Consider the following 14,714-nt stretch of genomic DNA (forward strand, 5'->3'; position numbering starts at 1 on the left):
ACGGACAGGCTTATTTCGATTCGCCGTGGAGGTAGTTGTAGAATGGCTGGTCAACCCAGAACTTGTACGTTTCCACGTTCAGCTTGTCGCTCAGTTTTTTCAGGGCCGCCACCACTTTTGGCGACTCTTCGTTCAGGGAGAACGACTGGACGATGTAGCGGCCTTCCTTGATGACGTTGTTCGTAATGATCGGATAGTCTGCCAGCTCCGTGCGGGAGTGGTAGAGCGGCTGCCACCAGGACGCTTTCAACAGCCCTGTTACGTCTTCCTGGTTTCTTTTCGCGTATTTCAGCACCAATGGCTGGAAGCGCTCCTTCTCCTCCTTGCTCGCAAACTCGAAGCTCAGGTCGTATTCTTTTGCATAGGCGATAAAATTGCCGTTTTCGATTTGCACGACCTGGTAGTCATCCGACTCGGTCGGCTCGCCCCACTCTTTCAAATAGATGAAGGCGGATGTTTTCGGCTCGAACTGGACTTTGGCGTCGATGCCTTCACTTTTCAACAGGCCAATCAGTTGAATGGCGTGCGCGATATCGCTGTGTCCGTAAGTAATGGTGCGCTCCGGATCAAAGTGCGGATCGAAGGCAGCATCCTTCAGGTTGTAGCCGGTAATCAGGTTTTGCTTGAGGCCCGTGTCGATGATCTGTTGCAGCTCTCCTGCCTTGATAATCGACGATTCGCTCCAGGCTTGCGCGAGCTTGCCGTAAATGTCCGCCTCTTGCACGCTGCCTAGGTAGTTTTTGTAGTCGCCGTGGAACTCCACGACTTTCCCCAATAGTTGGACAGCCAGCTCTCCGGTCGTGTCCCCGTCTGCCTTGATCGCGGCCAGCGTGCTCGCGGACACAAGCCCGGTGTCAAGGGCAACCGCTACTTCCTGTGCGGCCTGCAGGGAGAGCGCTCCACCCTTTTGGTAGGAAATGCCCGCCGCTTTCAGCGACGCTGCCACTTTATCCTCGCTGTACGTGTAAGCCAGCTCGGACAAGTCCGCTGCCTTCACAGCCGCGCTGATTGCTTCCCAGGCTGCGATTTTCGTCGCTTGCGCCTGCGCTTCGGGAACGTAGGCTTTCGCGCTCGCTTCTTTTTCCGTTATACTTTGGGTAGCCGCAACTACCTTGGCGAGTGCCTGGGAAAATTGCCCGCGCGTCACCGCCTTGTCAAGCGAGATGCCGTATTGCTGCAACAAAAAGCTGCCGTACTCTGCCTCGGCCGATGCGCTCGCCGCTTCTTTGGCCAAGACTGCCACAGGCTGATTCGCAGCCGCTGCTCCCGCTGTCGCCGGGAGAACCAGCGCAGCGATGAGCGCCGCTTTGTGGGAAAGCTGAAGCCACTTGTTCGATTTCATCATGACGGTTCCTCCTTATGTATGAAGCCCAAACATATCATTACTATTCCTATGCGTTCACTATGATATATTGTCATCTACCTTATCACCTGTTCTTACTGTGTGTCAATCCTTTCTAGTTCAACGCAAAAACGCCCTTCCGCCAAGCAAAAAAGCAGCTCGCTCCATCTTCCAATGCGAACTGCTTTTTTTCAACGCAACTACTTCTCGGTCAACTCCGACCATTTGTTCACTTTGACGGGCGGCTTGTAGTCGCGCAGACGGTCGAGCAAAACAGCCGGATCGCTCTCGCACACGACCAGCTCTCCTTGCATCCGCGGGATGAAGCCTTCCTCTGTAGCGTGCTGCACCATTTCCATCAGCGGCGTATAGAAGCCGTCCACATTCAACAACCCGATCGGTTTCGAGTGAAGCCCGATCTGCCCCCAGCTCACCACTTCAAAAATTTCTTCAAACGTGCCGTAGCCCCCGGGCAAGGCGATAAAGCCATCGGACAAATCGTTCATCTTCGCTTTGCGCTCGTGCATCGTGACGACTTCATGCAGCTCTGTCAGACCCGTATGTACGATCTCGCCGCGAAACAGTCCGGTCGGCATGACACCGATCGCTTTGCCGCCGCCTTCGAGCACCGTATTCGCCACTCGTCCCATCAGCCCCATGTTGGAGCCGCCGTAAACCAGTTCCAGCTCTCTTGCAAGCAGTTCTCTCCCCAGCGCTTCTGCATATTGGGCATAAGCCGGATTTACGCCTGGATTGGAACCCGCAAACACACAGATACGTTTCATGCCATCCTCCTGGATCCATTAAAGTTGAGTGGCTTTCGTCACCACTTTTTGGTGTATAGTACAATTATACAAAAATCTAGAAGGGACAGATACATGTGAATATCACGGAATTTCAGAAATGGGTAGGAGATTTTTACGAGGAGCGGGGCTGGACGCAGTACGGGCCGTTTATTCGCGTAGGCTTTCTCATGGAAGAAGCCGGCGAGCTTGCCCGCGCCGTGCGCGCCATCGAAATCGGGCGCGATCGGCCGGACGAAGGGGAAAAACAGGCGGACGAAGCGCGCCAGGAGCTGGTGGAAGAGCTCGGCGACGTGCTGGGCAACCTGATTTTGCTCGCCAACCAGTACAACATTCCGTTTGAAGAGATTCTCGACGCTCACAAAGCGAAGCTGCAGAAGCGGTACGAGTAGCGGACGGAACGGTTTGTTCGCCTCCGCCGTCGCGAACAGCCAAACATGACAGCAGACGCCCCGGCCTGCAAGTCACACACAGGACCTGCAAGGGGCGTCTACTGATTTTTGGCCAAAAGGCTCTATCTCAAACTCCTATTCCAACGTGTCAAACGCTTCCTTCATGACGCGGGCGATAAAGTCGATGTCATCGCTGGTTGTAGAAAAAGGCGGCGACAGAGTCAGCACGTTGTTGAAGCCCGGAATGGTATCGCCGTTGCGGCCGATGATAAGCCCGCGCTTTTTGCACTCGCCGATGACCTGCGTGAGCTTCGCAGGCGCGGCGGGTTCTTTCGTTTTGCGGTCCTCGACCATTTCGATGCCCATCAAAAAGCCGAAGCTGCGAATGTCGCCTACATTCGGGTGATCGGCCAGGAAGGCGAGCTTGGCACGCAATTCGTCCCCCAACTGCTCGGCGCGCTCCACCAGCTTTTCCTCTTCCATGATCTCCAAGTTTTTCAATGCGAGCGCACAAGCCGCCGGATTTCCGCCAAACGTGTTGACGTGGCGGAAATGCAGGTTGTTGCCCTGCTCGTTGAACTTGTCGGCGATTTCGGCGCGCACCGCCGTGGCCGACAGCGGCAGGTAGGCGCTCGTAATGCCTTTGGCCATCGTGACGATATCCGGCTTGATCCCGAAGTTTTGGTGGCCGAATTTTTGGCCGGAGCGGCCAAAGCCGCAAATGACCTCGTCGACGATCATCAACACGCCGTACTTGTCGCAAATCTCCCGCACCTTCGGCATGTATTCCGGCGACGGCACGAGCACGCCCCCGCCTGTAATCGTCGGCTCCATGATGACGGCGGCGACGGTTTTTTCGCCTTCCCAGTTGATGACCTGATCGAAGTATTGCGCGCATTCCAGATTGCATTTGCCGTACGACTTGCCCGCAGGACAGCGGTAGCAATAAGGCGGCGGCACGTGCAGGAACCCTGGCGCGAGCGGCTCGTACTTTTCTTTGCGCACAGCCTGGCCCGTGGCAGCGAGCGCGCCCATCGTGTTGCCATGGTAGGCGCGGTGCCGCGAGATGAATTTGTAGCGGCCCGGCTCGCCGTTCTGGTGGTGGTATTGGCGGGCGATTTTGAACGCGACCTCGTTTGCCTCCGATCCGCTATTGGAGAAAAAGACGCGATACTCCTCGCCCAGCCACTCGCTCACTTTTTCCGCGAGGCGAATGGCCGGCACGTGACTTTGCGTCAGCGGGAAGTAGGCGAGCTGTTTCAACTGCTCATAGGCGGCATCTGCCAACTCCTGCCGACCGTACCCGACGTTGACGCACCACAGGCCGGACATGCCGTCCAGGTAGCGGTTGCCGTCGATATCGGTGATCCAGGAGCCTTTTGCGCCTGTCACGATCATCGGATTCGGGTTGTAGGGCGACATGTGATGCCACATGTGCTCGCGGTCGGCCGCAAGCAGGCTGTCCTTGTCGTACTCTTGCAACAGTTGATCTTGCTCCATCGCCTAAGCCTCCTTTATTTTACGAACACTTTTTGCGAGCCGATGCTCGTATCGCCATCTTCGAACCATCTGGAGGTAACCGTCTTTTTCTTCGTGTAAAACAGGACGCCGTCCTTGCCGTTTGCATGCAGGTCGCCGTAAAACGATTCTTTCCAGCCCGAGAAGGCGAAGAAGCCCATTGGCGCAGGCACGCCCACATTGACGCCGACCATGCCGGCCTCCACGCGCTGCACGAACTCCCTGCCCCATTTTCCGTTGTTGGTATAAATCGTCGCACCGTTGCCAAAGCGGGAGCGGCTAATCGTTTCCAGGCCCTCTTCAAAATTTTTCACGCGCATGACGCTGAGCACAGGCGCGAAAATCTCGTCGCGCACGATGACCATTTCCGCATCGGCCTGGTCAAAAATCGTCGGGCCGAGGAAGTAGCCTTTTTCGTGCTGCTTCGCATCCTCCCGTCCGTCGCGCACGAGCGCAGCACCGGATGCGAGCCCTTTTTCAATGTAGCTGTGCACTTTGGCCAAATGCGAATCGCGAATGACCGGACCGAGATCGACGCCTGCCTCAAGCCCGTTGCCCATCACAAGCGCGTTGGATTCTTCGATCAGGTGCGCCACCAGCTCGTCAGCGATGTCCTCGACAGCGACGACCGCGCTCGCCGCCATACAGCGCTCGCCCGCACAGCCAAACGCCGAACTGACGATCGTTTTCGCTGCCCGCTTCAGGTCGGTGTCCGGCATGACCAGATGGTGGTTTTTCGCGCCAGCCAGCGCCTGCACCCGTTTGCCATGGGCGGCGGCTGTCTTGTACACGTACTCCGCCACAGGCTGCGAGCCTACGAACGAGATCGCCTTCACATCCGGGTGTTCCAGCAGCCCGTTGACGACATCGTGGGCGCCGTGCACGACATTGAACACCCCGTCCGGCAAGCCCGCTTCCTTCAGCAGCTCCGCGATGCGAATGCAGGACAGCGGCGTGCGCTCCGACGGCTTGAGGACGAACGTATTGCCCGCGGTAATCGCGATCGGATACATCCACATCGGAACCATCACAGGGAAATTGAACGGGGTAATCCCGGCCACGACGCCCAGCGGAAAGCGAATCGCCTGGCTGTCGATATTCGCCGCGATATTGGGCAGCGTCTCGCCCATGAGCAGCGTCGGCATCCCGCACGCAAACTCGACCATTTCCAGCCCGCGCAACAGCTCTGCCTGTGCTTCCGGGAGGTTTTTGCCGTTCTCCAGCGTAATCATCCGCGCCAGCTCGTCCTCGTGCTTCACCAGCAGGCTGTGAAAACGAAACATGATGCGCGCCCGATCCACGACCGGAGTCGCGCTCCACCCTGCGAAAGCTTCCTTCGCAGCGGCAACGGCCTTGTCCACGTCTTCTTTCGTCGACAGCGGCACGCGGGACAATAGTTCGCCCGTCGCCGGGTTGGGCACGTCCTCAAAGCGGGCTGCCTGCGATTCCACCCATTGTCCCCCTACGTAATTCTTCAATGGATTTCCAACAGCGGCTGTGTTCATCCTTTCAACTCCTTGCGATCATTTGTTTGACAATTCCATTTTATCCAAAAATAAAACCGCTCATCACTAGACAAAATGACAATCATTCGGTAGGATTCATCATACATCATGTCAATTGCCCGTCCTCGGATCGTTTGTGGAAGACGGGCAGATAGGGGGCTGCTTATGAGCAATGACTGGCGACTGACCATCGCCGAGGCGATCAAACGTCCGTTGTTTCGGCACGCCGAGGTCGTGGCGGGCCACCGGGGCCTGGCCCGGCCTGTGCGCTGGGTTCACGTTCTGGAGACGGCCGATACGGGCCAATTTTTAAATGGCGGCGAGCTGATTCTCTCCACCGGACTCGGCTTCGGCGAGGCGAAAGAAAAGCGGCTCGCCTATTTGGCCGAGTTGATCCGGCGCAAAGCGTCCGGCTTGTGCGTGGAGCTGGGAGTGTACATCCCGTCGATTCCGGCGGACATGCTGGAGATGGCCAACCACCACGAGTTTCCGCTCATCGTCTTCCATCAGCCTGTGCGCTTCGTCGATATTACGCAAGATTTGCACGAGCATCTCATCAATCGGCAAATGCAGGCGCTGCGCGACCTCGAAGCGTATTCCCGCGGCTTGCAGCAGCTCAGCCTGCAGGCGGCGGGCATCCCCAAGCTGCTCCAGCATTTCCAGTCCGCAGTGCAAACCCAGGTGCTGTTTTACTCGCCAGACGTCGCTGCCCAGTACGTTCCGGCCTTGCCGCACGCAGTCCAACTGGAGATGACCGAGCTGATGCGCGCTCATTTTGCGCAAGCAGACACGAACGACGCCAGCGTCCGCTTTCACGCGTTGTCACAGACCAAGCAGTTGATCTATCAGCCGGTGATGGCAATGGGCCACCTGCTGGCCTACGTCGGACTGATCTTGTACGAGCGCGAGGCAGACGAGTATTTGCTGTTGACGCTGGACAACACCGTCTCGGCAATGGCCCAGTTTTTCCTGCGCAAAATGTTTGCCGAGGAACAGACGCGCGCCATGGAAAACCGTCTGTTCGACGAACTCATTGCCAACCGCGCGATGCGCGAGGAGCATATGCGCACGTTGCTCGGCCTGTCCGGCAGCAGCAAGGCGCCTGCATACTACACGCTCATCATGTCCTGCGAAAAAAACACCGACCAGACAGACGATGCCCTCCCGCCGCACGATCTGACGGCGATATTCCGCTCACTGCTGACGCGGCAAGGCTTTCGGCCGTTCATCCGCTGCACGGGCAACCGCTTCTACGTTTTGCTGATCGACCAAAAGACAACGGCGAACGCACGGCGGGCGCTGGAAAAGGCGTGGGCAGACATGAAGCGGATCGCCGGACAAATGCTCGGAGCGGACGCCAGGATTTGCTGCGGGATCGGGCGGGTGGGCAAACGGTTGTCTGACGCCGGAAGACACTTGGCGGAAGCGGAGCAGGCCCTCGCTTTTCAGCGCGAAGCGACGAGCCCTTTTTTCACGGACCTTGGCTTGTTTCGCCTGCTGTTTCATATCCCGACCGAGCCTGTGCTGGCGAGCTTCATCGCGGACTATCTGGGCCCGTTGCTTGCGCACGACCAAAAGCATGGCTCCGCCCTCGTCCACACGCTGCGCGTCTACCTCGACGCCAACTTGTCCAAGCAGGAGGCTGCCGAGCGCTTGTTCATTCACCGCCAGACGCTCTACCACCGCCTGGAAAAAATCGCGGAGCTGCTCGGGGACGACTACGCCTCCCCGGAGCGCCGCATCTGTCTGGAGATCGCCCTGCGCGCGCGGGAATGGCTGCAAAAAGAAGAGGGAGGCGTCCTTGCGTAAAAAAGGCCAGCTCCCGTGCCGTTCACCGTTTGCGCAGCGACGTTGGACAACCAGGCATTCGCCCTTTTTGCCGACGCTCTCGCCGCCTTTTGGGCCAAGACGCATTTTGACCGCCACACATCTGAAAGCGGATGAGAAAACTTGGCTGCGCCAATGGCCAGGCGCTGCCTTACTTGCCCTTATACCGGATAAGAAGCTTATGCATTCTTATCTGTACAAAAAAAGACACAGCCCTTCGCTCGCGCCAAGAGCAAAGGCTGTGTCTTTTCCGTTTATTCATCGCGCTCGCCGTGCTGTCGGGAGTAACTAGCGCTTTTTCGTTCGTCCCGGATACCGCAAGTCCATGCGAAAATTCGCTTCTTTGCCGTCCGCAAGCTCCACTCGCACCTTGTACAGACCGGACTTCGGCAGCTTCACCGACAGCGCTTCGGGATTGTCCGTCCCCGTCGCGACAGCCAGCTCCTTCTTGTTGTTGTCGTACACGTACACTTGCAGGTCCGCTTCCTCGTCCCATTCCAGCGACAAGCTCATCTCTCCCGCTACAAAGCTGCGGATGACGTACTCCTTGTAAGGAGTCTTTTTGTTCAGCGTCCCTTTTTTCCATTCGCTTCTGATCTCATAGTCTTCGTTGCCCTCTTGGCCGCTGTTGTCGTCATCCTCTTCCTGGCCGTCTTCGTCCTCATCCTTGACCTTCGCCCATTTCCCGGTCGTGGCGATGGCGTACGGCTGCGGGCCTTTTGGAACGTTGTAGCCTTCCACGGTCACGGTGTACGTCCCTTTTTCCGGCTGCAAAATCCAAATCTGCTCGACGTTGTTCAGATTGTCTACCTGGTCGTCGTACGGCGCTTCGAAAAAGTCGTTTCCGTTCAGGCGCTCGCCGCTCGGGGTCGTGACCTTCAGATTCAAGTCGTTGACCAGAGTGCGCCGGGCGGCAAACGAAGCCGGATAGTCCGTCCAGGCAAGCGTGATCGCAAGCGGCTTCGAGCTGTCTGTCACCTTGACCGCGTACTCGGCCTTTTCGCGCGTCCGCAACCCGTCCTTGACGTCTTTGTAGCTCGTCTGGATCGCCTGCTCCAAGTTCGCCCGTCCGAAGCCTTGCTTGCGCATGTCTTCGCCGAGATCATCCGCGCTCGTCAACAGCATCGCTTTGAGCAGGGCACCGCTCGGCTCTTTCTCCCCCTGCTCGTCCAAATACTGCCGGACTTGCGCGACGCCGCCCGCGAGAATCGGTGTCGCCATGCTCGTGCCGCTCATATAGGCGTAGTAGTCGTTGAAGCGCTTGTCAAAATTTTTGCTCGGCGCAAGCGAAGAGCGGGTCGACAAAATCGACGTGCCCGGAGCCACGATATCCGGCTTCAAACGTCCGTCCGCTGTCAGTCCGCGACTGCTGTCTTCCCATACCTCGTCCTTGTTATCCGAGTGGTCGCCAAGGCTCGGGCGGACGTTTTCCGACGCGCCAACGGCGATCACATTTTTGGCGGTAGCCGGGCTGCCGACGCTCTGATAGCCAGCAACTCCAAAGTTGCCCGCCGCGATCAGCGCGGTCATGTCCGGATGCTCCCACAAAAATCGGTCAAACAAAAACGAGCTTAAACTGTAGTCTCCTTTGTCATTGGCGCCCCAAGAATCCGAATGAATCCGGGCGCCGTCCTCGTACGCTTCCTGCAAAATCGTTTCCACGTCGGTCACCAGCTTGCCGCTGCGGTCTTCAATTGAGTGAAAGACGAGCTTCGCGTCGGGAGCCATCCCTTTGTACTGCCCGTTCGATGCCTCGCCTGTGCCAAGAACAGCCCCGGCCACGTGCGTGCCATGCCCGTGCCTGTCGCTGGCATCGTCTTTTCTGCCCATGGCGTACAAGCTTTTGACCTGGCCTTGAAAATCCGGGTGCATCGACTTCAGGTCGCCCGTATCCAGCCCTGTATCCGCTACGCCGACGATCTGTCCCTTGCCAGTGTAGCCTGTAGAAGCCAGCTCGTCCGCATGGATGATCGTCGCTGCGATGTCGTTGTGCAGTTCATTTTCCGGGACAGGGACGATCGCGATGACGTCCTCCGATTCGATAACTTGTCCAATCGCGTCTTCGTTCATCGTGACGATGGAGATATGCGGCGCGATCTTTGGCGACTCGATCTCTTTTATATCTGCTTCATCCGCCAGCCGGTTGACGGTGCGCAGCATGTCCACCTGTTGGTCGAAGCCAATTACGGCTACCTCTACGGCTTTCGTTTTTCCCAGGGTGGATCGCAACTGCGGAGCCAGCTTGGCCTGCGGATGATACGGAATCACTTTTTTCACAAAGGAAAGCCGCTCGATTTCTGCGCGTTGCTCCTCGCGAGCCAGCTTGGCCAAAAAGGCGTAATCCGGTATGTAATCGCCCAGAGTAGCACCCAAATCTTCCAGTTGTTCTTTCCATTGTTCGCGCACCGGGCCGGACAACTGGATGACGACGAGGTCAGAAGCGCTCCGTCTCGACGATGTTTTCTCTATCGCCAGCTCTTCCTTGGCTTCGATCTCGATATGTCCCCGTCTCTCTCCCGGCTGCTGCCTGGCCTCTGCCGGCAAGCTTGCCAGCAGCATGCTCAAAGCGATTGTTGTCGATAATGTTGCCTGCCATCTTTTTTGCAAAGAAAAACACCCTTCCCCTCATGGCCTTGTTTTTCCATTATACGGGATCGGGTGAATTGTCAAAAGAGTAGGAAGGCAGACGCCTGGGACAAAAACTAGGCTTTTGTCCCATTTTCCTCGCTTTCCCGTGTCAGCAACGGTTGAAAGTCGCTCCATAAAAGCGTCGCCAGCAGCTCCTGGTCCCAGCTCTCGCGGGACATGCCCGTAATGCGCAGCGCCTGGTTCTGGATCGCCTCCTGCAAAAGATTGTAGCTGAACCGCCCGTTTCCATGCAGCCGCTGCTCCTGGGACGCTTTTTCCAGCCTTTGCCGAATCGCCGCCACGGCGCTGTCCTCGATCACATAGCCCGCCTTCTGTGCGGCCTGCTCTAAAATTTGCACAAGCTCTTCCACGGAGTAGTCGGGGAAGTGGATGTACTTTTTAAATCGCGACAAAAGTCCCGGATTGCTCAGGAGCAGCCCGTTCATTTCCCCGGAGTAGCCTGCCAGCACCACAACCAGGTTTTCCGCGTGTCTCGTCATTTCCTCGACGAGCGTGTGGATCGCCTCCTGGCCGAAGTCTTGCTGGCCCGGCCCGAGCAGGGCGTATGCTTCATCAATGAACAGCACACCGCCCAACGCCTCGCGCACTTTTCTGCGGGTGAGCGCCGCCGTCTGTCCGACGAAGCCTGCGACCAGATCCGCACGGCTTGCCGTGACGAGGTGACCGCGCTTCAAATACCCGACCTCCTGCAACATTTGCGCGTACAGTTGCGCTACCGTCGTTTTCCCCGTGCCCGGATTGCCTGTAAACACCGCGTGCAGCTCAATCGCGCTCTTGGGCAAGCCTCTGGCCGCCCGCTCCTGCTGCACGGCGACATAGGCGGCGATTTTTTTCAGCTCGGCCTTCACCGCTTCAAGCCCGATCAACGACTGGAGCTGTGCTTCGGCGGACGATTCCGCAGTCGGCTGGGGCGCTTCGCTGACATCCTCCGGCCGCAAAATCGTGAAGTCGTCCCATTGCAGCGCTTTGCCCGCGGTCGCCCGCCCTTTGGCGAATATCGCGTCCAGCACCAGATTGGTGACGGTGCGGGCATTGCCGAACGTATCGTCCACCTGCGCTTTTTCGATGCGCTCCCGCAACGCCGTCTTGGCAGCATCCGTCAGCGTAAAGTCGTTTCGCGCCGCTACCGCGTCCGCAATTTGCACCAGCTCGTCTGCGTCGTAGTCCGGCAAAACAAAGTGGCCTGCCTGCGGAAAGCGGCTGTACAAGCCCGGATTGGCGTACAAAAACTGCCGCATTTCTTCCGGGTAGCCGGCGAGCATGACCACAAACCGTCCGGCGTACTCCCCGCTCGTCATCGCAGCCACCAGCGTGTCGATCGCGTTTTGCCCGTAGTCGCTGCCCGAGCTGTCCGGCCGCTTCAAGCTGTACGCTTCGTCGATGAACAGCACTCCGCCGTCCGCCTGCTTGATCGCCTCCATCACCCGCTGCTCCGTCTGCCCGACGTATCCGCCTACCAGATGAGAGCGGTCCACTTCGATCAACTGCCCGTTGGCAAGCAGCCCCAGCTCGTGGTACAGGCGAGCGATCAAACGGGCCAGCGTCGTCTTGCCCGTGCCCGGATTGCCCATCAGCACGAGGTGCAGCGGCAGTTGATCGTGCATGTGCCAGCCTTTTTCCTCGCGCAGTTTCCGGTATTGCAAAAACTGGGCAAGCTGGCGCACTCGCTGCTTGATGTCACGCAGTCCGATCAGGCTCTCCAACTGCTCCAGCGCTGACAGCTTGCTATGGCGCTCGGCTGCAGGCGCTTCGCTGGCGACGTCCGGCTCGTCTTCCGGCAAAAGCTGCGCCTTTTCCTGTGCCTGCAAATTCAGGGCGCGAATCGTCTCCTGCAACTGGTTCAACATCTCTGCCGAGAAAAACACGCCGGAGAGCGATGCCCCGTACGATTGGACGCGCTCCAGCAGCTCGGCCAGCAGCCTCTGCCGCCTGCCGTACAGGTCGACCAGACGTTCCGCTGTCGCTCTCGCCTGCTCGTCCCCCAGCTTATGTGCCGTATGCAGCGCTTCTTTGGCAATCGCCTGCCACTGCTCGATTTCCGCTTGGGCGAGCAGCGCTTTTTCGCGCAGCACCTCTACGGCTCGTCTTTTGGCGACGACATTATCCGTCTCGCGAACGGTCGGAAACCCGGTTTCAAACGGATGGCTGCGCAGTTGCGAAAAGGCGAGCCGCAGTTGTACACCCAGTGCGTACAGATCGTTCGGCTTAAGCGACAGCGCCCGCTCCAGCCACTCCTGCGCCAGCGCATAGCCGCCTTTTTTCGCCATGCGCAAAACGGACAGCCTGGTCAGGACCGCCGCTTCTGCCCGATCGCGCTGCTCGTCCGGACTGTCGGTACGTGCCTCTTCTATTTTTTGCAAAAGGGCCAAACATTCGGCCTCTGTGTATGCTTGAATTTGTGCGGGGTCGACCAGCGCGCCCTCTCTGGCAGGCTGCCGATCTCGCTCGTGTTGTTGTTGCATGCTTTTTGCTCCTCCCGCTCTTGTGTCATTCTTTGTTGTAGCACATTTGCAGGTGGAAGAAAAGGTGATGCGGCAAACTTGCCGCTATGCGCTTTTGCCAAGGCGCAGCCCGCCCGCGTTTTTCGCGGCAAACAGAACCGCGAGCACGAGCAAAAGTCCCGCTGCGCCAAACTCCAGCCAGGTGCCGCCCGCTCCGTACATCGCCGCTCCCGCTACGGGTCCCGCCGCCATGCCCATGTAGCGGATCAGGTTGTAGACGCCAATCGCGGTGGCCCGTTCCTGTTCAAACACTTCCGACAAGAGCGTAGTATGCACCGGCATCCCGATTCCGATTGCCAGAGCGAACAGCGCGCTTGTCACGACGAGCAAGACCAGCGATGCATCTGCTGCCGCCATGAACAAAAAAGTCGCAACAGCGTGCATTCCGGCTGTCCAGACGAGTGCTTTGCGCGATCCCCACCGCTTTTGCACACGGGCAGCCAGCTTGCTGCTAATCATAAAGACGACCGATGTGAGCAAAAACAACAGACCGATTCGCTCGCTGGACAAGTGGTAGCGGTGCGTCAGCTCGACGGGGATGAACAGCAGAAAGCAGTAATACGTAAACATTTGCGCAAAGCCGAGCAAAATCACGGCCGCTCCCGTCGGCTGCCGGAAAATATCGCAGTAGGCGCGCAAGTGAAAGCTTCTCGCGGCTGTCTGGCTGTTTTTCGTCTCCGGCAGCAACAGTCCGTTCCCGATGAGCAAAAGAACTGCGGTTACGGCCAAAAACGCAAAGACAGCCGAATGTCCGCCCACTCCCCCGATCCAGCCGCCGAGCAACGGGCCGATGGCTGGTCCTACCGCCAGCATCATCTGGTACGTTCCCATCGCATTCGCCCGCTCGTTGCCCGCAAACAGGTCGCCAATCATCGTGGCAGCCACAATCGGGATCGCGGCGAAGCCTGCGCCTTGAATCGCGCGAAAAACGAGCAAGGAAGCAATCGAATCAGCCAGATAGCAGCCGACGGAAGCGAGCGCATACAGGACGAGTGCCGGAATCAGCACCTTTTTCCGGCCGAACCGATCCACGAGCGGCCCGTAGACGATCTGCATCACAGCCAGCATGACCGTAAACAGCGAGATTGTCAGGTTGATCCAGTATTCGCTCGTCGCAAACGCCTTTTGCATGGCGGGCAGAATCGGCATAAACAAATTTTGGGCAAACGTTCCGAGCAAAATGGTCACGCCCAACAAGACGAGTACTTTTTTCGCATCCATCTGCGGTTTCACCTCATTCTCATAATTGTGTCCAAGGAAACAATTTACGAAAACGTTAGGGAGAACCCGAATCCGTCTCCCTTCACGTCTCTGCCCAGTTCTTTTCCAGCTCTTTTGTCGCTTCGCCAATGAACCGCGCGACAAACGCCAGCTCTGCTTCGCTGTAGTTGTCCAAAAAGCGGTACACGTTTTTCTCCAGCCGCGCGTGAAAGCTATCGTGAATGCTGTTCACCAGCTCGCCCACTTTGGTCAGGCGGAAAAAAACTTCCTTCTGGTTGTCTTCCAGTTGGTAGCGCTCCAGCAGCCCTTTTTTCAGCAGCTTCACCGTAATTTTCGAAATCGCGCTTTTCGTGACCCCGATGTTTTGCGCAATCGTCGTTACGTTCATCCGGGTATCGCTGCCAATCGCGGAAATGACGTGCAGCTCCGTGACCGAGAGGCTGCCCAGATGCTGGTATTCGGGAATGCTGTTCTGGATGAGGCGCAAGAGCAGCGCTTCGCGGCGTTTGCTCTGCTCCTCCTGTTTATGGAGAAGCGCGAGCCACTGATTCCAAATTTTCGTTTTCTGATCCAATTCAGAAGTCAGCTCCTTTGCCAATCGCCTTTTTGTTTCCTCGGAAACATTTTCACTGTATCACGTTTGAAGACAAGTGGCAAGCAAAAAACCGCAGCCCTGCCGTCCCGAGCTGCGGTCTTGCTTGAGCGTTACCCTTGCACATTTCCCAATTCCACGTCGGCGGCAAAATGGGCGCGCGCAGACTCCAGCACTTCGCCTTCCGAGCCTGCCGAAATTTTATAGTTCGCAACCACCTTTTTGCCGTTTCGCACCTGCACGTTGTACTGCGAATCGCCATCGTATGTGCATTCGCACTGATAGTCCTTGCCGTTGACCTGAATGTTTCCTTCCACAGCGGTCACACCTCCCCTCCTAGTGTGACCAACGCTCTTCTCCCTCA

The 14,714-nt window shown here is 57.7% G+C and carries 11 protein-coding genes; 2 read left to right on the forward strand and 9 right to left on the reverse strand.

Annotated features, from left to right (window positions below; genetic code table 11):
• Positions 1 to 10 precede the first annotated feature (10 nt).
• Together AC27IT_RS01570 and AC27IT_RS01575 are read right to left on the reverse strand one after the other, a co-directional pair.
• A complete protein-coding gene (locus tag AC27IT_RS01570) occupies positions 11 to 1,345 on the reverse strand; it encodes a hypothetical protein (protein ID WP_487091545.1) in 1,335 nt (444 codons plus the stop codon).
• Between the two features lie 197 nt (positions 1,346 to 1,542).
• Positions 1,543 to 2,127: an LOG family protein gene (locus AC27IT_RS01575; protein WP_005831001.1), complete on the reverse strand. Its 585-nt coding sequence runs from the start codon at positions 2,125 to 2,127 to the stop codon at positions 1,543 to 1,545.
• Positions 2,128 to 2,222: 95 nt separating this feature from the next.
• Between AC27IT_RS01575 and AC27IT_RS01580 the strand changes: the two genes are divergently transcribed.
• Positions 2,223 to 2,537, forward strand: a complete 315-nt coding sequence (locus AC27IT_RS01580; protein WP_007780339.1) for a MazG nucleotide pyrophosphohydrolase domain-containing protein — start codon at positions 2,223 to 2,225, stop codon at positions 2,535 to 2,537.
• 135 nt (positions 2,538 to 2,672) lie between these two features.
• On the opposite strand, the gene AC27IT_RS01585 is transcribed toward AC27IT_RS01580, so the two are convergent.
• Positions 2,673 to 4,037 carry an aspartate aminotransferase family protein gene (locus AC27IT_RS01585; RefSeq protein WP_005831005.1) on the reverse strand — a complete coding sequence of 455 codons (1,365 nt, stop codon included), beginning with the start codon at positions 4,035 to 4,037 and terminating at the stop codon, positions 2,673 to 2,675.
• Positions 4,038 to 4,051: 14 nt separating this feature from the next.
• On the reverse strand, positions 4,052 to 5,560 hold the full coding sequence (locus AC27IT_RS01590; protein WP_005831007.1) for a CoA-acylating methylmalonate-semialdehyde dehydrogenase: 1,509 nt from the start codon (positions 5,558 to 5,560) through the stop codon (positions 4,052 to 4,054).
• A gap of 165 nt (positions 5,561 to 5,725) precedes the next feature.
• Between AC27IT_RS01590 and AC27IT_RS01595 the strand changes: the two genes are divergently transcribed.
• Positions 5,726 to 7,369, forward strand: a complete 1,644-nt coding sequence (locus AC27IT_RS01595; protein ID WP_238503581.1) for a PucR family transcriptional regulator — start codon at positions 5,726 to 5,728, stop codon at positions 7,367 to 7,369.
• A gap of 306 nt (positions 7,370 to 7,675) precedes the next feature.
• Here AC27IT_RS01595 and AC27IT_RS01600 read toward each other — a convergent pair whose 3' ends face one another.
• The 5 genes from AC27IT_RS01600 to AC27IT_RS01620 form a co-directional block, all read right to left on the reverse strand.
• Complete coding sequence (locus AC27IT_RS01600) at positions 7,676 to 9,946, reverse strand: S8 family serine peptidase (protein ID WP_487091577.1); 2,271 nt, start codon at positions 9,944 to 9,946, stop codon at positions 7,676 to 7,678.
• 143 nt (positions 9,947 to 10,089) lie between these two features.
• Entirely contained in the window at positions 10,090 to 12,498 is a 2,409-nt protein-coding gene (locus tag AC27IT_RS01605; RefSeq protein WP_025845939.1) for an AAA family ATPase, read from the reverse strand.
• Between the two features lie 84 nt (positions 12,499 to 12,582).
• A complete protein-coding gene (locus tag AC27IT_RS01610) occupies positions 12,583 to 13,758 on the reverse strand; it encodes an MFS transporter (protein ID WP_025845941.1) in 1,176 nt (391 codons plus the stop codon).
• 82 nt (positions 13,759 to 13,840) lie between these two features.
• The gene (locus AC27IT_RS01615; protein ID WP_035987133.1) at positions 13,841 to 14,332 is read right to left on the reverse strand and encodes a MarR family transcriptional regulator; all 492 of its coding nucleotides are present in this window, start codon (positions 14,330 to 14,332) and stop codon (positions 13,841 to 13,843) included.
• 131 nt (positions 14,333 to 14,463) lie between these two features.
• Positions 14,464 to 14,676: a hypothetical protein gene (locus AC27IT_RS01620; protein WP_005836325.1), complete on the reverse strand. Its 213-nt coding sequence runs from the start codon at positions 14,674 to 14,676 to the stop codon at positions 14,464 to 14,466.
• Positions 14,677 to 14,714 lie beyond the last annotated feature (38 nt).

It is taken from the genome of Brevibacillus sp. YAE8 (genome assembly GCF_057543335.1).

Coding starts and splice junctions, on each gene's coding strand:
- AC27IT_RS01585 (WP_005831005.1), bottom strand. CDS start 4,037: ATGGAGCAAGATCAACTGTTGCAAGAGTACGACAAGGACAGCCTGCTT.
- AC27IT_RS01595 (WP_238503581.1), top strand. CDS start 5,726: ATGAGCAATGACTGGCGACTGACCATCGCCGAGGCGATCAAACGTCCG.
- AC27IT_RS01570 (WP_487091545.1), bottom strand. CDS start 1,345: ATGATGAAATCGAACAAGTGGCTTCAGCTTTCCCACAAAGCGGCGCTC.
- AC27IT_RS01605 (WP_025845939.1), bottom strand. CDS start 12,498: ATGCAACAACAACACGAGCGAGATCGGCAGCCTGCCAGAGAGGGCGCG.
- AC27IT_RS01590 (WP_005831007.1), bottom strand. CDS start 5,560: ATGAACACAGCCGCTGTTGGAAATCCATTGAAGAATTACGTAGGGGGA.
- AC27IT_RS01575 (WP_005831001.1), bottom strand. CDS start 2,127: ATGAAACGTATCTGTGTGTTTGCGGGTTCCAATCCAGGCGTAAATCCG.
- AC27IT_RS01610 (WP_025845941.1), bottom strand. CDS start 13,758: ATGGATGCGAAAAAAGTACTCGTCTTGTTGGGCGTGACCATTTTGCTC.
- AC27IT_RS01600 (WP_487091577.1), bottom strand. CDS start 9,946: ATGCTGCTGGCAAGCTTGCCGGCAGAGGCCAGGCAGCAGCCGGGAGAG.